At 59.8% G+C, this 18,059-nt stretch carries 14 protein-coding genes; 8 read left to right on the forward strand and 6 right to left on the reverse strand.

What is annotated here, in order from left to right; translation table 11 throughout:
- Positions 1-211 precede the first annotated feature (211 nt).
- Positions 212-1,036 carry a tRNA cyclic N6-threonylcarbamoyladenosine(37) synthase TcdA gene (gene tcdA, locus KGB14_RS11125; protein ID WP_223486493.1) on the reverse strand — a complete coding sequence of 275 codons (825 nt, stop codon included), beginning with the start codon at positions 1,034-1,036 and terminating at the stop codon, positions 212-214.
- A gap of 282 nt (positions 1,037-1,318) precedes the next feature.
- Here tcdA and KGB14_RS11130 point away from each other — a divergent pair, with 282 nt between their 5' ends.
- From KGB14_RS11130 to KGB14_RS11145, 4 genes are all read left to right on the forward strand, one after another.
- Complete coding sequence (locus KGB14_RS11130; RefSeq protein ID WP_223486495.1) at positions 1,319-3,907, forward strand: glycosyltransferase; 2,589 nt, start codon at positions 1,319-1,321, stop codon at positions 3,905-3,907.
- A gap of 195 nt (positions 3,908-4,102) precedes the next feature.
- The gene (dapE, locus tag KGB14_RS11135; protein ID WP_223486497.1) at positions 4,103-5,254 is read left to right on the forward strand and encodes a succinyl-diaminopimelate desuccinylase; all 1,152 of its coding nucleotides are present in this window, start codon (positions 4,103-4,105) and stop codon (positions 5,252-5,254) included.
- Entirely contained in the window at positions 5,254-6,063 is an 810-nt protein-coding gene (locus tag KGB14_RS11140; protein ID WP_223486500.1) for a putative RNA methyltransferase, read from the forward strand. The genes dapE and KGB14_RS11140 overlap by 1 nt, the downstream gene beginning before the upstream one ends.
- A gap of 84 nt (positions 6,064-6,147) precedes the next feature.
- On the forward strand, positions 6,148-6,525 hold the full coding sequence (locus KGB14_RS11145; RefSeq protein ID WP_223486502.1) for a hypothetical protein: 378 nt from the start codon (positions 6,148-6,150) through the stop codon (positions 6,523-6,525).
- A 121-nt stretch (positions 6,526-6,646) separates the two neighbouring features.
- Here the strand turns inward: KGB14_RS11145 and KGB14_RS11150 are convergent, their stop codons facing one another.
- On the reverse strand, positions 6,647-6,856 hold the full coding sequence (locus tag KGB14_RS11150) for a cold-shock protein (RefSeq protein ID WP_007964248.1): 210 nt from the start codon (positions 6,854-6,856) through the stop codon (positions 6,647-6,649).
- A gap of 432 nt (positions 6,857-7,288) precedes the next feature.
- Between KGB14_RS11150 and plsB the strand changes: the two genes are divergently transcribed.
- From plsB to KGB14_RS11165, 3 genes are read left to right on the forward strand one after another with little or no spacing between them, the layout of a single operon-like run.
- Positions 7,289-9,793 (forward strand): glycerol-3-phosphate 1-O-acyltransferase PlsB, encoded by a 2,505-nt coding sequence (gene plsB / locus KGB14_RS11155; protein WP_223486504.1) that lies wholly within the window; start codon positions 7,289-7,291, stop codon positions 9,791-9,793.
- 51 nt (positions 9,794-9,844) lie between these two features.
- Positions 9,845-10,243: a YbaY family lipoprotein gene (locus tag KGB14_RS11160; protein ID WP_223486506.1), complete on the forward strand. Its 399-nt coding sequence runs from the start codon at positions 9,845-9,847 to the stop codon at positions 10,241-10,243.
- 40 nt (positions 10,244-10,283) lie between these two features.
- Positions 10,284-10,973, forward strand: a complete 690-nt coding sequence (locus KGB14_RS11165; protein ID WP_223486508.1) for a DUF4197 domain-containing protein — start codon at positions 10,284-10,286, stop codon at positions 10,971-10,973.
- 69 nt (positions 10,974-11,042) lie between these two features.
- On the opposite strand, the gene KGB14_RS11170 is transcribed toward KGB14_RS11165, so the two are convergent.
- From KGB14_RS11170 to KGB14_RS11180, 3 genes are all read right to left on the reverse strand, one after another.
- On the reverse strand, positions 11,043-11,420 hold the full coding sequence (locus KGB14_RS11170) for a DUF6124 family protein (protein ID WP_223486510.1): 378 nt from the start codon (positions 11,418-11,420) through the stop codon (positions 11,043-11,045).
- 732 nt (positions 11,421-12,152) lie between these two features.
- Positions 12,153-15,224, reverse strand: a complete 3,072-nt coding sequence (locus KGB14_RS11175) for an efflux RND transporter permease subunit (protein WP_223486512.1) — start codon at positions 15,222-15,224, stop codon at positions 12,153-12,155.
- A gap of 6 nt (positions 15,225-15,230) precedes the next feature.
- Positions 15,231-16,331, reverse strand: coding sequence for an efflux RND transporter periplasmic adaptor subunit (locus KGB14_RS11180; protein ID WP_223486515.1), 1,101 nt, complete (start codon positions 16,329-16,331; stop codon positions 15,231-15,233).
- Between the two features lie 93 nt (positions 16,332-16,424).
- Between KGB14_RS11180 and KGB14_RS11185 the strand changes: the two genes are divergently transcribed.
- Positions 16,425-17,069: a TetR/AcrR family transcriptional regulator gene (locus tag KGB14_RS11185; protein WP_223486518.1), complete on the forward strand. Its 645-nt coding sequence runs from the start codon at positions 16,425-16,427 to the stop codon at positions 17,067-17,069.
- Between the two features lie 135 nt (positions 17,070-17,204).
- On the opposite strand, the gene KGB14_RS11190 is transcribed toward KGB14_RS11185, so the two are convergent.
- A complete protein-coding gene (locus tag KGB14_RS11190) occupies positions 17,205-17,987 on the reverse strand; it encodes a class I SAM-dependent methyltransferase (protein ID WP_007906283.1) in 783 nt (260 codons plus the stop codon).
- Positions 17,988-18,059 lie beyond the last annotated feature (72 nt).

Here is an 18,059-nt window from a genome sequence, read left to right on the forward strand (position 1 = left end):
CGGGAATAGGCTGGTCTGGTTTCGTGGTTCACCTTGGATATACGCCACAGCAAAAATGCCCCGTATCTTTCAATACGGGGCATTTTCTTGAATCGTTGCGCAAATGGCTAGGTTTTCACACAGTCTGGAAGGCTGCGATCTTTTGATCTTTAGCGTGACCACTGACGCCGAAGATCAAAAGATCGCAGCCTTCGGCAGCTCCTACGCGAGTTTACGTTTCGGCTTGAGATTTGACCCGATCCGCCGGGCGCCGAACTCCGGCCACAATCTTATCCACAGCCTTGGTCGCCGCGACCATGCCGAACGTCGCCGTCACCATCATCACCGCGCCAAAGCCCCCGGCGCAGTCGAGCTTCACGCCATCCCCGACAAAACTCTTCTGCAAGCAGATGCTGCCATCCGGTTTCGGGTAGCGCAGCTGTTCGGTGGAAAACACGCAAGGCACGCTGTAGTGGCGGGTCACGGTGCGGGAGAAGCCGTAGTCGCGGCGCAGCGTGGAACGCACTTTCGACGCCAGCGGGTCGTTGAACGTGCGGTTCAGGTCGCAGACCTGGATCAATGTCGGGTCGATCTGCCCGCCCGCGCCGCCGGTGGTGATGATCTGAATCTTGCGACGTTTGCACCAGGCGATCAGCGCGGCTTTGGCGTTGACGCTGTCGATGCAGTCGATCACGCAGTCGATATTCGGCGTGATGTACTCGGCCATGGTTTCGCGGGTGACGAAGTCCGCCACTGCATGCACCGTGCAGTCCGGGTTGATCCCGCGCAGGCGCTCAGCCATCACCTCGACCTTGGGCTTGCCGACGGTGCTGTCCAGCGCATGCAGCTGACGGTTGACGTTGCTGACACAGACGTCGTCCAGGTCGAACAGCGAAATCTCGCCCACGCCACACCGGGCAACGGCTTCCGCCGCCCAGGAACCGACGCCGCCGATGCCGACGATCGCGATATGGGCCGCACGCAGGCGCTCAAGGCCGTCGATGCCATACAAACGGGCGATGCCAGCAAACCGTGGATCTTCTGTACTCATGACCATTACCCCAAAAACCGGCGCGCATTATAGGGCCGTCGGCGGTCAAGAGCACCTTTGGTGCTATGGACGGCAGTCTTGACTGCTTCAATTGACTACAAATTTATTGGAATTGGGCTACATCGTCCCGGTCGAAGAACTTAAGTCGACTTGGATTGCCTAATGTCGGGCGTTTCCCTGTTCGCTGTACGGTCAGAGAACCTCCAGTGTAGGATGCGCGCCCCTGCCACCTGGCAGCCAGCCGCCAACCGTTCCTTCGTTCCACAGCCTTTGGAACCCGAAAAAGCTATGTCATCGCGTAAATTTGGACTCAACCTGGTCGTGGTGCTCGCCATCGCAGCCTTGTTTACCGGCTTCTGGGCGCTGGTCAATCGCCCGGTCACCGCCCCCAACTGGCCTGAACAGATCTCCGGCTTCTCGTACTCGCCGTTTCAACAAGGCCAGTATCCGCAGAAAGACCAGTATCCGACCGACGATGAAATGCGTCGCGACCTGGAGATCATGAGCAAGCTGACGGACAACATCCGTACCTACTCAGTCGACGGCACGTTGCAAGACATCCCGAAACTGGCCGAAGAATTCGGCCTGCGGGTCACCCTGGGGATCTGGATCAGCCCGGACCAGGAACGCAATGAGCGCGAGATTCTGCGCGCCATCGAACTGGCCAATACGTCCCGCAGCGTGGTTCGCGTGGTTGTCGGTAACGAGGCGATCTTCCGTAAGGAAATCACCGCCAAGGACCTGAGCGTGATCCTCGATCGTGTCCGTGCCGCCGTAAAAGTGCCGGTGACCACGTCCGAGCAGTGGCACGTCTGGGAAGAAAACCCTAGCCTGGCCAAGCACGTCGACCTGATCGCTGCTCACGTTCTGCCCTACTGGGAGTTCATTCCGGTGGACAAGGCCGGTCAGTTCGTTCTCGACCGCGCCCGTGACCTGAAAAAAATGTTCCCGAAAAAACCGCTGCTGCTCTCCGAGGTCGGCTGGCCGAGCAACGGTCGCATGCGCGGTGGCGCCGATGCGTCGCCGGCGGATCAGGCGATCTACCTGCGCACATTGGTCAACAAGCTCAACCGCCAAGGCTTCAACTACTTCGTGATCGAAGCGTTTGATCAGCCGTGGAAGGCCACTGACGAAGGTTCGGTGGGTGCGTACTGGGGCGTGTTCAACGCCGCGCGCCAGCAGAAATTCAATTTCGAAGGCCCGGTGGTCGCGATCCCGCAATGGCGTGTGCTGGCGATCGGCTCGGCCGTGTTGGCCTTGCTGTCCCTGACCTTGCTGATGATCGACGGCTCGGCCCTGCGCCAACGTGGCCGTACCTTCCTGACCTTTATCGCATTCCTGTGCGGTTCGGTGCTGGTGTGGATCGGTTATGACTACAGCCAGCAATACAGCACCTGGTTCAGCCTGACGGTGGGCTTCTTGCTCGCCCTCGGTGCACTCGGGGTGTTTATCGTTCTGCTGACGGAAGCCCATGAACTGGCCGAAGCGGTCTGGACCCACAAGCGCCGGCGTGAATTCCTGCCGGTCGTGGGCGAATCGGACTACCGACCGAAGGTGTCAATTCACGTACCTTGCTACAACGAGCCACCGGAGATGGTCAAACAGACCCTCAACGCCCTGGCCAACCTCGACTATCCGGACTTCGAAGTCCTGATCATCGACAACAACACCAAAGACCCGGCGGTCTGGGAGCCGGTGCGTGATTATTGCGAAACCCTCGGCCCGCGCTTCAAGTTCTTCCACGTTGCGCCGCTGGCCGGTTTCAAGGGTGGCGCGCTGAACTATCTGATTCCGCACACCGCCAAAGATGCCGAAGTGATTGCAGTGATCGACTCGGACTACTGTGTCGATCCGAACTGGCTCAAGCACATGGTGCCGCACTTCGCCGATCCGAAAATCGCCGTGGTGCAGTCGCCACAGGATTATCGCGACCAGAACGAAAGCACCTTCAAGAAGCTCTGCTACGCGGAATACAAAGGCTTCTTCCACATCGGCATGGTCACCCGCAACGACCGCGACGCGATCATCCAGCACGGCACCATGACCATGACCCGACGCTCGGTGCTCGAGGAACTGGGCTGGGCCGACTGGTGCATCTGTGAAGACGCCGAGTTGGGTCTGCGTGTGTTCGAAAAAGGTCTGTCGGCGGCGTATTACCACACCAGCTACGGCAAAGGCCTGATGCCCGATACCTTTATCGACTTCAAGAAACAGCGTTTCCGCTGGGCCTATGGCGCGATTCAGATCATCAAGCGTCACACCGCCAGCCTGCTGCGCGGCAAGGACACCGAACTGACCCGTGGCCAGCGTTACCACTTCCTCGCGGGCTGGTTGCCGTGGGTGGCGGACGGCATGAACATCTTCTTTACCGTCGGCGCGTTGTTGTGGTCGGCGGCGATGATCATCGTGCCGCAACGGGTCGATCCACCGTTGCTGATTTTCGCGATCCCGCCGTTGGCGCTGTTCGTGTTCAAGGTGGGCAAGATCATCTTCCTGTACCGCCGTGCAGTCGGGGTCAACCTGAAGGATGCGTTTTGCGCGGCATTGGCAGGGCTGGCGTTGTCGCACACCATCGCCAAAGCGGTGCTGTACGGTTTCTTCACCAGCAGCATTCCGTTCTTCCGCACGCCGAAGAATGCCGATAACCACGGCTTCTGGGTGGCCATTTCGGAAGCACGCGAAGAGGTGTTCATCATGCTGCTGTTGTGGGGCGCGGCACTGGGGATCTTCCTGGTGCAGGGCCTGCCGAGCAACGACATGCGCTTCTGGGTGACCATGTTGCTGGTGCAGTCGCTGCCGTATCTGGCGGCGCTGATCATGGCGTTCCTGTCGTCGCTGCCAAAACCGGTGGCTGAGTCAGAGCCTGCAACGGCGTAATCCGTTATTAGATAACGTCAAACGGCGGCCTTCGGGTCGCCGTTTTGCTTTAGAATGATCGCCCTTTTCAATACCAACACACTCGGTAGGAGCTGCCGAAGGCTGCGATCTTTTGATTTTCAGAATCAGGATCAAAAGATCGCAGCCTTCGGCAGCTCCTACAGGTTTATCGTGCTGCACACATCGGAGCTTTCCATGACGGCCCACGCCGACCTTTCGCCGACCCTTCAACTCGCCATCGACCTGATCCGCCGTCCGTCCGTGACGCCGGTCGACGCCGATTGCCAGAAGCAGATGATGCAGCGCCTGGGGGATGCCGGTTTCAAGCTGGAACCGATGCGTATCGAAGATGTGGATAACTTCTGGGCGACCCACGGTAAACACGACGGGCCGGTGCTGTGCTTCGCCGGTCACACCGACGTGGTCCCGACCGGGCCGGTAACCGCCTGGCAGATCGACCCGTTCAATGCAGTGATCGACGAGCACGGCATGCTCTGCGGCCGTGGCGCGGCGGACATGAAAGGCAGCCTCGCGTCCATGACCGTGGCCGCTGAGCGCTTCGTCGCCGACTACCCGGACCACAAGGGCAAGGTCGCTTTCCTGATCACCAGCGACGAGGAAGGCCCGGCGCACCATGGCACCAAGGCTGTGGTCGAGCGTCTTGCCGCCCGTAAGGAGCGTCTGGACTGGTGCATCGTCGGCGAACCGTCGAGCACTACACTGGTGGGTGACGTGGTCAAGAATGGCCGTCGCGGCTCTCTCGGCGCCAAATTGACCGTGCGCGGTGTGCAAGGTCACGTGGCCTATCCGCACCTGGCGAAGAACCCGATCCACCTTGCCGCCCCGGCGCTGGCCGAATTCGCCGCCGAGCACTGGGACCATGGCAACGATTTCTTCCCGCCGACCAGTTTCCAGATTTCCAACGTCAATTCCGGCACCGGCGCGACCAACGTGATTCCGGGTGACTTGGTGGCGGTGTTCAACTTTCGCTTCTCCACCGAGTCCACGGTCGAAGGCCTGCAAAAACGCGTCGCCGATATCCTCGACAAGCACGGTCTGGACTGGCACATCGACTGGGCGCTGTCCGGCCTGCCGTTCCTGACCGAGCCGGGGGCGTTGCTGGATGCCGTCGCGTCGAGCATCAAGGACGTGACCGGTCGCGAAACCAAGGCTTCCACCAGCGGTGGCACCTCCGACGGGCGCTTCATCGCGACCATGGGTACGCAGGTTGTTGAACTGGGCCCGGTCAACGCGACGATCCACCAGGTCAACGAGCGCGTGCTGGCGGCCGACCTCGACGTGCTGACCGAAATCTACTACCAGACCCTGATCAAGTTGCTCGCCTGATGCTTGCCTGCCCGATCTGCAGCGAACCGCTGAACGCGGTGGACAACGGCGTGGCTTGCCCCGCCGGGCATCGTTTCGACCGTGCGCGGCAGGGTTACCTGAACCTGCTGCCGGTACAACACAAAAACAGCCGCGACCCTGGGGATAACCTGGCGATGGTCGAAGCCCGCCGCGACTTTTTGAACGCTGGCCATTACGCGCCGGTGGCCAAGCGTCTGGCGGAACTGGCGGCGCAGTACGCGCCCCAGCGCTGGCTGGACATCGGTTGTGGCGAGGGTTATTACACCGCGCAAATCGCCGAAGCCCTGCCCAACGCCGACGGCTATGCGCTGGACATTTCCCGGGAAGCGGTCAAACGCGCCTGCAAACGCAACCCTGCGCTGACCTGGTTGATCGCCAGCATGGCCCGGGTGCCATTGGCCTCCGGCAGCTGCCAGTTTCTCGCCAGTGTTTTCAGCCCGCTGGACTGGGAGGAAGCCAAACGCCTGCTCAGCCCCGGCGGCGGCTTGATGAAAGTCGGGCCGACCAGCGGCCATCTGATGGAATTGCGCGAACGGCTGTACGACGAAGTGCGTGAGTACACCGACGACAAGCACCTGGCTCTGGTGCCGGAAGGCATGGCGCTGCAACACAGCGAAACCCTGGAATTCAAACTGACGCTGGAAAAGGGTCAGGACCGTGCGAACCTTCTCGCCATGACACCCCACGGCTGGCGCGCCAGTGCCGAACGCCGGGCAGCGGTCATCGAACAGGTCGAGCCGTTCGAGGTCACTGTTTCGATGCGCTACGATTATTTCGTTCTTCAATAAATTCTTAAATTTTGGTCTTGAGCAAACAGCTTGAGGCCGGCTAAATCCGCGAATGGATTTTTCAGACCCGCAGTGAGGACATCCATGCGCCAACCCGATATCGAGATTTACCTCAAAGACGCCGACGTCGACTACAAAGCCATCGCAGCCTGGCTCGGCGAAGCTTTAGGCCCGTGCAGCGATTGGGTTCAGAAAGGCCAGACCTACAAGTGCAAGGCTGGCAACGTGCCAGTCACCTGGTTGCCGAAAGCTGTCGGCAAATGGAACAGCCTGTACCTGGAAAGCGACCAGACCCCATGGGACGACGACATCGCCTGCGCCCGGGCAGCCTTTGCCGCGCTGAACGTCGAAGTGCGTTGCGCGCCGGGCAGTTGGGTCGAGGAAGAAGGTGAAGAAACGGCCGATCGCTGGATGCGCATCAGCGCTGACGGTGAAGAAGAAATCACCTGGAAAACCGCGTAATCCACGTTCCCATAAAACCTGTAGGAGCGAGGCTTGCCCGCGAAGCTTTTAGCGCCAGTGATGACGCCTTCGCGGGCAAGCCACGCTCCCACAGGGGTTTTGTGTGACCTGAGGAGCGGGGTTACAAACCCACCACATCCTCAGCCTGCAAACCCTTCTCCCCGGTCACCACCGCATACTCAACCTGCTGACCTTCAGTCAACGAGCGGTGCCCTTCGCCGCGGATCGCGCGGTAGTGCACGAACACGTCCACCCCGTCCTCGCGCTGAATGAAGCCATAGCCCTTGGCGTCGTTGAACCACTTCACATTGCCGGTTTCGCGCGTTGCCATATCTGGTTACCCCTTGTTTTTATTTTGAACGGCCGAGTATATGACAGCCATCAAAACTCTCAACTCAAGTTTACTTAGCCGCTTTTTTGCCGATTTTCGACGAATACGGCACACTAGGGGGCGTTCTCAATGAGTTTCCCCACCGCGCCGGGCCTGCTGTTGTGCAGGGCAAGGCGCGAGAAGCGTAGTTTGGTCATTCCAAATAAGCTTCGAGCAACGCAGCCCTGCACAACAGCAGGCCCGGCCCTTCGGGTTGTGCCTTAAAGCGGGCCAGGCTGCGTTGCAGGCCTTGGAAAGGGAACAACCATTCCCAGCGGCCTGCGCCTTGCCTGGCCCGCTTTAAGGCGACAACGCGGCGGGGAAACTCATTGAGAGCGCCCCCTACGACCGCCCGAGCAAACGCTCGGTTTTTTTCACTCACGCAGAAGCCGTATGACCCGTTCCCCGTTTCGCCGTCTTGTGTTTGGCACCCTGCGCCGACTGCTATACCTCTGGGTTCGCTCGGAGACGATCAATCAGTCGTCGTTCACCCTCAACCTCGACCGCAGCCGGCCGGTGTTCTACGTCCTGCAAAATCCTTCACTGACCGACCTCGCCGTGGTCGATACCGAATGCAGCAAGGCCGGCCTGCCACGCCCGGTGTTGCCGGTATCGGTGGGTACGTTGCTGGAGCCCGCAGCGTTCTTTTACCTGACGCCGGAGCCCGACTGGCTCGGCCGTCAGGACAAGCGCGGCGCGCCACCGACCCTGACCCGTCTGGTCAGCGCCCTGAGCCAGAACGCCGCCGAAGACGCGCAGATCATTCCGGTCAGCGTGTTCTGGGGCCAGTCGCCGGACAGCGAATCGAGCCCGTGGAAACTGTTGTTCGCCGACAGCTGGGCGGTCACCGGGCGTTTGCGTCGGCTGCTGAGCATCATGATTCTGGGGCGCAAGACCCGAGTGCAGTTCTCGGCACCGATTCATTTGCGTGAACTGATCGAACACAACAAAGGCCACGAGCGCACCGTGCGCATGGCCCAGCGCATCCTGCGGGTGCACTTTCGCAACCTGAAAGCCGCGGTGATCGGCCCGGACATTTCCCACCGTCGCAACCTGGTCAAAGGCCTGCTCAATCAGCCCTTGGTCAAACAGGCAATCCTCGACGAAGCCGAGCGCGAAAACATCTCCCCGGAGAAAGCCAAGGCCCAGGCCCTGCGCTACGGCAACGAAATCGCCTCGGACTACACCTACACCGCGATCCGCTTTCTGGAAGTGGTGCTGAGCTGGTTCTGGAACAAGATCTACGACGGGATCAAGGTCAACCACATCGAAGGTGTGCAGAAAGTCGCCCAGGGTCACGAAGTGATCTACGTGCCGTGCCATCGAAGCCACATCGACTACCTGCTGCTCTCGTATCTGCTGTTTCGCAACGGCCTGACCCCGCCGCACGTTGCCGCCGGGATCAACCTCAACATGCCGGTGATCGGCAGTCTGCTGCGCCGTGGCGGCGCGTTCTTCATGCGCCGCACGTTCAAGGGCAACCCGCTCTACACCTCGGTGTTCAACGAATACCTGCACACCCTGTTCACCAAAGGCTTCCCGGTGGAGTACTTCGTCGAGGGCGGCCGTTCGCGCACCGGGCGCATGCTGCAACCGAAAACCGGGATGCTCGCGATCACTCTGCGCAGCTTCCTGCGTTCATCGCGCATGCCGATTGTCTTCGTGCCGGTGTACATCGGCTATGAGCGTGTGCTGGAAGGCCGCACCTACCTCGGCGAATTGCGCGGCGCGAGCAAGAAGAAAGAATCGATCTTCGACATCTTCAAAGTCATCGGCGCACTCAAACAGCGCTTCGGTCAGGTCGCGGTCAACTTCGGTGAGCCGATCAAACTGGCGGAATTCCTCGACAGCGAACAACCAGACTGGCGCCAACAGGAACTCGGCCCGCAGTTCAAACCGGCCTGGCTCAACGAAACCACCAACCGCCTCGGCGAGAAAGTCGCGCAGCATTTGAATGAAGCGGCGGCGATCAACCCGGTGAATCTGGTGGCCCTGGCGTTGCTGTCCACCAGCCGTCTGGCCCTGGACGACCGCGCCATGGCGCGGGTGCTCGATTTGTATCTGGCCTTGTTGCGCAAAGTCCCCTACTCGCCGCACACCACCCTGCCGGAGGGTGACGGCCGGGCGCTGATCGAGCATGTGAAGGACATGAACCTGCTGTCCGAGCAGAGCGATGCGCTGGGCAAGATTTTGTACCTGGACGAACAAAACGCCGTCCTGATGACCTACTACCGCAACAACGTGCTGCACATCTTCGCGTTGCCAGCGTTGCTGGCGAGTTTCTTCCAGAGCGCGTCGCGCATGAGCCGCGAGCAAATCCTGCGCTACACCCGCGCGCTGTATCCGTACTTGCAATCGGAGCTGTTCATTCGCTGGACGCTGGACGAACTCGACGGCGTGATCGATCAATGGCTCGAAGCCTTTGTCGAACAAGGCCTGCTGCGTTTTGAAAAAGACGTATACCTGCGTCCGGCGCCAAGTTCGCGGCATTTCGTGCTGCTGACGCTGCTGTCGAAAAGCATCGCCCAGACCTTGCAGCGCTTCTACATGACCGTTTCCTTGCTGCTCAACAGCGGCCAGAACAGCCTCAGCGCCGAAGAACTCGAAGACCTCTGCACCGTCATGGCCCAGCGCCTGTCGATCCTCCACGGCCTGAACGCTCCAGAGTTCTTCGACAAGAGCCTGTTCCGTCACTTCATCCAGACAATGCTGGACCTCGACGTGCTGCGTCGCGATGAAGCCGGCAAGTTGAGCTATCACGAACTGCTCGGCGAACTGGCTGAAGGCGCCGCCAAACGGGTGCTACCGGCGGAGATTCGTTTGTCGATCCGTCAGGTGGCGCTGCATCGTAGCGAGGACGCGGCGGATCAAGTCGCGACTGCGGCACAGACCGACTAAATTCCTACAGGCGCCAGGCTTCTTCTGGCGCCTTTGATACGGAGATCTTCGATGAAAAAACTCTCTCTTGTTCTGCTGACAGCCCTGCTCGGTGCCTGCCAGTCGACACAACCGAGCGCCAACGCCAGCCTCGACGGTGAAGTGTTCTACCTGCAACGCATTGCTCTGCCTCCGAACGCGACCTTGAGCGTCAGCTTGCAAGATGTGTCCCTGGCCGACGCACCGGCGGTAGTGCTAGACGAGCAGAAAGGCCCGGTCAAAGGCCAAGTGCCGTTGCCATTCCATTTGAGCTACGATCCGGCGCAGGTCAAACCCGGCCACCGCTACTCGGTCAGTGCCCGCATCGAAGTGGACGGTAATCTGATGTTCATCAGCACTGAAAATCATGCGGTGAAACTGGACGGCAAAGATCCGCAACCCCTGAAAATCCGCGTCGACGCCGCCCGCTAACGCTCTTCTCTGAACCTTTTTTTCTGAACAGGAAGCCGCCATGCTCCGCCCTACCCTTCGCTTCGCCGGCCTGTGCGCAGGCCTGATGATTTGCGCCAACGCCCTGGCCCTGTCGCTCAATGACCTGTCGCAACAAGACGCCACCGGTGGCCTCAAGGACGCTCTGACCCAAGGTGCGCAACTGGCCGTTAAACAACTCGGCACACCCGGTGGCTTCAGCAACAACCCGGACGTGAAAATCGAACTGCCGGGCAAGCTGGGTAAAGTCGCCAAGAAAATGAAACAGTTCGGCATGGGTGACCAGGTCGATCAACTGGAAACCAGTATGAACAAAGCGGCTGAAACGGCCGTGACGCAGGCTCAGCCGATTCTGGTGGATGCGGTGAAGAAGATGACCGTGGACGATGCCAAGGGGATCCTCAGCGGTGGTAAGGACTCGGCCACTCAGTACCTGAGCAAAACCAGCCGCGAGCAAATCCGCACCAAATTCCTGCCTATCGTCAAACAAGCCACCGACCAGGTAGGTCTGGCCCAGCAGTACAACTCATTCGCCGGGCAAGCGGCGACGCTGGGTGTGCTGGATGCGAAGAACGCCAACATCGAAAGCTATGTCACCGAGCAAGCGTTGAACGGTTTGTTCGAGATGATCGGCAAGCAGGAAGAATCCATTCGCCAGAACCCTGCGGCGGCGGCGACCAGTTTGGCGAAGAAGGTGTTTGGTACGTTGTAATTTTCCAAGTGCAACTCATCACGAAAAGCCCGCTGACCTTTAAAGGTTCAGCGGGCTTTTTCTTTTGCGCTACTGTTGCGGATCCAGATTATCCAGCACGCGATTCACTGACAACTCCGCCAGTGAAATCATCTGTTGAATCCCCAGCACCAAGTTGTACGTGGGGCCGGTCAGGTCGAAGGCTAACTCACTGGCCATGACATTGGCCGTAGCAAGGGTTTCACAGGCATGACCCAGGAGAGTTTCGGAATCGACGTTTGGACCGATGACGAAAATCGTACTGGGACGACGATCGGCTTTGCCCTTTTTTTCGGCCGCAGGGGCGAGATAATGATCGAGCGCGCGGATCGCCGCGTCGTGGAGTTTCCTGGAATTGAGGAAAGCGTAGGGGGAAACGGGATCAGTTTCTGTTTCTGCTTCGGGGGGATTTGGACTGTCTTTGATCATTGTGTAGCTCCTGAAGTAATGGAGCTGCCACCGATCGCTGCGAAACGAATTTAAGGTGGCAGCTGTACGCAGGTTCGCAGACCGGGACTTCAGGAACCCGGCATACCCGAAGGTATCCCGCGCACAGCCGCCATAACACAGGCATAAAAAGCGCCCGCTTTCGGATGGTGGACGCTGTGCGTCTGAAGTTTAACCGGGCTGCGAAACCCGGTCGCTGCTTTTTGCAGCGACGGTCCAAGGCTAGAGGTCGCGCTTCCGACAGACAACCTGAAAAACATGTCGGATGTTTCCTTTATTTTTGATCGTCCATAAACAACGCCTGAAGCAATGAGCTATCAGTGCATCCGAAAGACATTGGTCGGGTGTCAGGCCGTCTTCGCGGGCAAGCCTCGCTCCTACAACTGGTGGTGACGTATGTCTGAGAGAGATTGGTCGGCTGTCAGGCCGACAGGATCAAAAGATCGCAGCCTTCGGCAGCTCCTACAGGGTAATGCGGCAAGCCAAACTATGGGCCGAGCGTTAGCTCGCCTGCCGCTTTTGATCTTGATCTGGCCGCCCCTTCGGGAGGCTGAGCGCAGGTGTTCATCCGGGGATTGGCGCGCAGCGCCGTTCGACGCAGTCGAACTCATCACATGTAGGTTGTAGCGAAGCTAGCCGCCATCACCGCAGCAACGGATATGTACCCCACCAACCAACAGCATGGTCGGCCCGAAGGCCGCCAGGATCAAAGAATCACACAGCCTCTTTCTTGACCCTGAACCAAGCCGCATACAGCGCCGGCAAAAACAGCAACGTCAACGCCGTCGCCACAATCAACCCGCCCATGATCGCCACCGCCATCGGCCCGAAAAACACGCTGCGTGACAATGGAATCATCGCCAACACCGCCGCCAACGCCGTCAGCACAATCGGTCGGAACCGCCGCACCGTCGCCTCGATAATCGCTTGCCAAGGCTTAAGCCCGCCAGCGATATCCTGCTCAATCTGATCCACCAGAATCACCGAGTTACGCATGATCATCCCGGACAAGGCGATGGTCCCGAGCATCGCCACAAAACCAAACGGCTGGCGGAACACCATCAGAAACAGCGTCACCCCGATCAGCCCCAACGGCGCCGTCAGAAACACCATCACCGTGCGTGAGAAACTGCGCAATTGCAGCATCAGCAACGTCAGCACCACCACGATGAACAACGGCACACCGGCCTTCACCGAGTTCTGCCCGCGTGCCGAGTCTTCCACCGTACCACCGACGTCCAGCAGGTAGCCGTCCGGCAATTCGGCACGAATCGGATCGAGGGTCGGCATGATTTGCTGCACCAGCGTCGCCGGTTGTTCCTTGCCGTAGATGTCGGCGCGAATCGTCACGTTGGGCAGGCGGTTACGGTGCCAGATGATGCCCTCCTCGAAGCCGTATTCCAGCGTTGCGATCTGCGACAGCGCCACGCTGCGGCCATTGTCGGTCGGCACGGCCAGACTTGGCAGCAATGCCAGCTCGGTGCGCTCATGCACCGTGCCGCGCAACAGGATCTCGATCAATTCATTGTCTTCGCGATACTGGCTGACACTGGAACCGGTCAATGAGCTTTGCAGGAACCTCGAGAGGTTCGCCGTGCTCACGCCCAGCGCCCGCGCACGGTCCTGATCGACGTTCAGGTAAACGACTTTGCTCGGTTCTTCCCAGTCCAGATGCACGTTGGCCACGTGTGGGTTCTCGCGAACCTTGGCCGCCACTTTGCGGGCCAATGCGCGGACTTCCTCGATGTGCTCACCGGTCACCCGGAACTGCACCGGATAGCCAACCGGGGGACCGTTTTCCAGCCGCGTGACCCGCGAGCGCAAGGCCGGGAATTGTTCGTTGAGTGTTTCGATCAGCCAGGTACGCAGCGCTTCGCGGTCCTCGATGGTTTTGGCCAGCACGACAAACTGCGCAAAGCTCGCCGCCGGAAGTTGCTGATCCAGTGGCAGGTAGAATCGCGGCGAACCGGTGCCAACATACGCCACGTAGTTGTCGATTCCGGCGTGATCCTTGAGCAGACCTTCGAGGCGTTTGACTTCCTCGGCGGTGTTGCTCAAAGACGCACCTTCGGCCAGTTTCAGATCGACCATCAACTCCAGCCGTCCCGAAGCCGGGAAGAACTGCTGCGGCACGAAACGGAACAGCACCACTGATGCGACGAACATCAGGATGGTCAGGACGATCACCGTTTTGCGCCGGCGCACGCACCACTCCACCAGACGTCTGACGCGCTGATAGAACGGCGTACCATAAGGGTCGGGCTGGCCGTCGCCGACGCCGTGTTTGGCGGCGTGAATTTTCGCCAGATCCGGCAGGAGTTTTTCCCCCAGATAAGGCACAAAGACTACGGCGGCAACCCACGACGCCAACAGCGCGATGGTCACCACCTGGAAGATCGAACGGGTGTATTCACCGGTGCCCGATTGCGCGGTGGCAATCGGCAGGAAACCGGCAGCGGTGATCAACGTACCGGTGAGCATCGGGAACGCGGTGCTGGTCCAGGCATAGCTGGCGGCTTTGACCCGGTCGAAGCCCTGCTCCATTTTGATCGCCATCATTTCCACGGCGATGATCGCGTCATCCACCAACAAGCCCAGCGCCAGCACCAGCGCGCCGAGGGAAATCTTGTGCAGGCCGATGCCGAGGTAATACATGCTGGCGAAGGTTATCGCCAACACCAGCGGAATCGCCAACGCGACGACCATACCAGTGCGCACACCGAGGGAGAAGAAGCTCACTAACAGGACGATCGCCAGGGCCTCCACCAACACCTGAACGAACTCGCCGACACCGGTTTTCACTGCCGCTGGCTGGTCGGACACCTTACGCAACTGCATCCCGGCCGGAAGGTTCTCCTGGATCCGCGCGAACTCGACCTCCAGCGCTTTGCCCAGTATCAGAATATCGCCACCGTCCTTCATCGCCACGGCCAGACCGATGGCGTCTTCAGCCATGAAGCGCATGCGCGGCGCCGGTGGATCGTTGAAGCCACGACGAACGTTCGCCACATCGGCGATACGGAAGGTGCGATCACCGACGCGGATCGGGAAGTTCTTGATCTCGTCGACTGTCTGAAAATTCCCCGAGACCCGTAGCTGCAATCTCTCGCTAGTGGTTTCGAAGAAGCCTGCGGTGGACATCGCATTCTGCTCTTCAAGCGCCTGCTGCACCGTCGCCAAGGGCAACCCGAGGGTGGCCAGTTTGACGTTGGACAGTTCGATCCAGATCTTCTCGTCCTGCAGCCCGAGCAGGTCGACCTTGCCCACATCCTTGACCCGTTGCAGCTGAATCTGGATGCGGTCGGCGTAGTCCTTGAGCACCGCGTAATCAAAACCTTCGCCGGTCAGGGCATAGATGTTGCCGAAGGTGGTGCCGAATTCATCATTGAAAAACGGCCCCTGAATACCCGGTGGCAGCGTCTGACGGATGTCGCTGATCTTCTTGCGGACTTGATACCAGAGCGCCGGGATGTCCACCGAATGCATCGAATCCCGCGCCATGAACGTCACTTGGGACTCACCCGGGCGGGAGAACGAAGTGATCCGTTCATACTCGCCGGTTTCCATCAGTTTCTTTTCAATACGCTCGGTGACCTGGCGCGCCACTTCCTCGGCCGTGGCCCCCGGCCAATTGGTGCGAATCACCATGGCCTTGAAGGTGAACGGCGGGTCTTCACTTTGGCCGAGTTTGGTGTAGGACAACGCGCCGACGACGGCCAGCAAGAGCATCAGGAACAGTACGATCTGGCGGTTACGCAGCGCCCATTCGGAAAGATTGAAACCCATCGGGGATTACTCCTTGTGCGCCAGATTGACCACGCGGTTGGAGCGATCCACCGGGCGCACTTGCTGCCCGTCGTGAAGCACATGAACACCGGCCGCCACCACCCAATCGCTGGCGTTCAGGCCTTCAAGAACCGGCACGGTTTTCTCACCGAATGCACCGACCCGCACCGGGGCTTTTTTCAAGGTGTTGTTGGCGCCGAGCACCCACACATAGGTGGCACCGTTTTCCGCGGTGACCGCCGACAGCGGCACCGACAGCGCCACCACATCGGCAGCCTGAATGAACACCCGGGCACTCTGGCCGAGTTCGGCGGGAACCTTGCCGGCGGTGAATGCAATGCGGGCGGCAAAGGTGCGGGATTTTGGATCGGCCGCGGGTGACAACTCACGGATGCGTCCGGGGAAGCGTTGATCAGGTTGAGTCCAGAGCTCCACCGAGACCGGTTGACCGACCTTGAAGCGGCCAAAACTCTGCTCCGGCAGGCTGATCAACACTTCGCGTTCGCCATCGGTGGCGAGGGTAAACACGGTTTGCCCGGCCGCGACCACTTGCCCGACTTCAACTGCACGTTTGGCCACCACGCCATCCTGTGGCGCACGCAGCACCGCGTAACTGGCCTGGTTGGTCGATACGTTGAATTCGGCTTTGATTTGCTTGAGACGCGCTTCACCGGAGCGATAGAGGTTTTCCGCGTTGTCGTACTGCGAACGGCTGACCATCTGCCGTTCCATCAGGGTCTTGTAGCGATCACGCTCGGCGCGCACCAGGTTCAGGTTGGCTTCGGCGGCCGCGACCTGAGCACGGGTGGCTTCCAGTTGCAGGCGTACGTCCTGAGGATCGAGCTCTGCCAGAGGCTGGTCGGCCTTGACCCGCTGCCCTTCCTCGACCAGTCGTCGGCTGACTTTGCCACCGATGCGAAAGGCCAGATCCGGCTCAAACCGCGCGCGGACTTCACCGGGAAAACTTTCCATTGCCTGGCCCGAGGGCTCTGGCTGCACCACCATGGCTGGGCGCACGGCGACGGGAGGCGTCTCTTCATGACCACATGCAGACAATAAAAAAGCCAGGCTGACCGGCAACGCGAGGGGCAAGGCATGGCGGAACATGGTGAAGGACCTTTCGCTAATGGTGCTTGGAATAATTATACTGGCCAGTATGTTATTAATAGCAAACTCACCAGTCCAGTATTAAAGCGAAGAATGTCTAACAATCTTTCAACTCCCAGTGGTCCGGGCCGTCCCAAGGATCTGGCCAAGCGCCGAGCCATCCTCGACGCGGCGAAAATCCTGTTTCTGAGTAAGGGTTACGCCAACACCAGTATGGATGCCGTAGCGACTGAGGCCGGCGTGTCGAAGCTGACGGTCTACAGCCATTTCAACGACAAGGAGACGCTGTTCTCCGCCGCCGTGGTAGCCAAATGCGAAGAGCAACTGCCGCCACTGTTTTTTGAATTGCCAGACGGCATTGCGGTGGAAACCGTGCTGCTGAACATCGCGCGCGGCTTTCATCAGCTGATTAACAGCGTCGAATCGGTAAACCTGCACCGGCTGATGATGACGCTGGGCAGCCAGGACCCGAAACTCTCGCTGATTTTCTTCGAGGCCGGGCCAGAACGCATGTTGCACGGCATGGAGCGTTTGCTGGCCAAGGTCAATCAGAGCGGCGTGTTGAGTATCGATAAACCGCGTAATGCGGCCGAGCATTTCTTTTGCATGCTCAAAGGCGCGGGGAATTTTCGATTGTTGTATGGCTGCGGCGAGCCGGTGATCGGGGATGAGGCCGAAGCCCATGTGCGGGAAGTGGTGGGGTTGTTTATGCGGGCTTATCAGCCGGAGTCGGCCTGATCGATTTGTAGTGTTTGGGCCGACGCTATCGCGAGCAGGCTCGCTCCCACAGTGGGTTTAGGGTGATCACACATTTCGTGTACACCAAAAATCTCCTGTGGGAGCGAGCCTGCTCGCGATGGGGGCGACACGGTCTCAGGGCTTGAGCGCTTTCTTCGGATAAATGTCGTATCGGCTGGACTTGCCATCCAGCGCATGACTCGGCTTCGGCCCGTCGATGCACGGCGCCTTGCGCGGGCGCTTGACCACCACTCGATGACTGGCCAGGGCCAACGCTGCTTCGAGCAAGGCCGGGGCATCCGGGTCATCGCCTACCAGCGGCCGGAACAGGCGCATTTCCTTCTTCACCAGCGCGGTTTTCTCACGATGGGGAAACATCGGGTCGAGGTAGATCACCTGCGGCGGCTCGCCTTCCCAGTTGCGCATCACCTCGATCGAATTGCCCTTGAGCAAACGCATCCGCGCCACGATCGGCGCCACGTCGAAATCTTCCGCGCCGCGTGCCAGGCCATCTTCAAGCAAGGCACCGATCAACGGCTGGCGCTCGATCAGGCTCATCTCGCAGCCCAGGCTGGCCAACACGAACGCATCCTTGCCCAGCCCCGCCGTGGCATCCAGCACCCTTGGGCGAACGCCCTGGGCGATGCCGACCGCCTTGGCGATCATCTGACCGCTGCCGCCGCCGTACAACCGACGATGGGCCGCGCCGCCCTCGACAAAATCCACCCGCACCGGACCCGGCGCGTCCGGCCCGAGTTGTTGCAGCTGCAACCCCTGCTCGCCCACCTGCAAGGCAAACTCGCCGTCATCCACCTGCAACGGCAACCCCAGGCGCTCGGCCCATTGCTCGGCCTGTGGCTGAAAGGTCGTGCCCAAGGCCTCGACATGGATGCGGCAGGCCGCAGGTTGCTCAATCATGGGAAAACACGCTCAAAAAATTAATGATCGGCAAAAACGGCCGATAACCAAACTATCGAGCATTTTGCCAGA

The sequence above is a fragment of the Pseudomonas sp. A-RE-19 genome (assembly GCF_019956555.1).
Classification (GTDB): domain Bacteria; phylum Pseudomonadota; class Gammaproteobacteria; order Pseudomonadales; family Pseudomonadaceae; genus Aquipseudomonas.

Excerpts from the sequence above, each read along its gene's own strand:
- tcdA (WP_223486493.1), bottom strand. The coding sequence starts at position 1,036 with ATGGTCATGAGTACAGAAGATCCACGGTTTGCTGGCATCGCCCGTTTG.
- KGB14_RS11130 (WP_223486495.1), top strand. The coding sequence starts at position 1,319 with ATGTCATCGCGTAAATTTGGACTCAACCTGGTCGTGGTGCTCGCCATC.
- dapE (WP_223486497.1), top strand. The coding sequence starts at position 4,103 with ATGACGGCCCACGCCGACCTTTCGCCGACCCTTCAACTCGCCATCGAC.
- KGB14_RS11140 (WP_223486500.1), top strand. The coding sequence starts at position 5,254 with ATGCTTGCCTGCCCGATCTGCAGCGAACCGCTGAACGCGGTGGACAAC.
- KGB14_RS11145 (WP_223486502.1), top strand. The coding sequence starts at position 6,148 with ATGCGCCAACCCGATATCGAGATTTACCTCAAAGACGCCGACGTCGAC.
- KGB14_RS11150 (WP_007964248.1), bottom strand. The coding sequence starts at position 6,856 with ATGGCAACGCGCGAAACCGGCAATGTGAAGTGGTTCAACGACGCCAAG.
- plsB (WP_223486504.1), top strand. The coding sequence starts at position 7,289 with ATGACCCGTTCCCCGTTTCGCCGTCTTGTGTTTGGCACCCTGCGCCGA.
- KGB14_RS11160 (WP_223486506.1), top strand. The coding sequence starts at position 9,845 with ATGAAAAAACTCTCTCTTGTTCTGCTGACAGCCCTGCTCGGTGCCTGC.
- KGB14_RS11165 (WP_223486508.1), top strand. The coding sequence starts at position 10,284 with ATGCTCCGCCCTACCCTTCGCTTCGCCGGCCTGTGCGCAGGCCTGATG.
- KGB14_RS11170 (WP_223486510.1), bottom strand. The coding sequence starts at position 11,420 with ATGATCAAAGACAGTCCAAATCCCCCCGAAGCAGAAACAGAAACTGAT.
- KGB14_RS11175 (WP_223486512.1), bottom strand. The coding sequence starts at position 15,224 with ATGGGTTTCAATCTTTCCGAATGGGCGCTGCGTAACCGCCAGATCGTA.
- KGB14_RS11180 (WP_223486515.1), bottom strand. The coding sequence starts at position 16,331 with ATGTTCCGCCATGCCTTGCCCCTCGCGTTGCCGGTCAGCCTGGCTTTT.
- KGB14_RS11185 (WP_223486518.1), top strand. The coding sequence starts at position 16,425 with ATGTCTAACAATCTTTCAACTCCCAGTGGTCCGGGCCGTCCCAAGGAT.
- KGB14_RS11190 (WP_007906283.1), bottom strand. The coding sequence starts at position 17,987 with ATGATTGAGCAACCTGCGGCCTGCCGCATCCATGTCGAGGCCTTGGGC.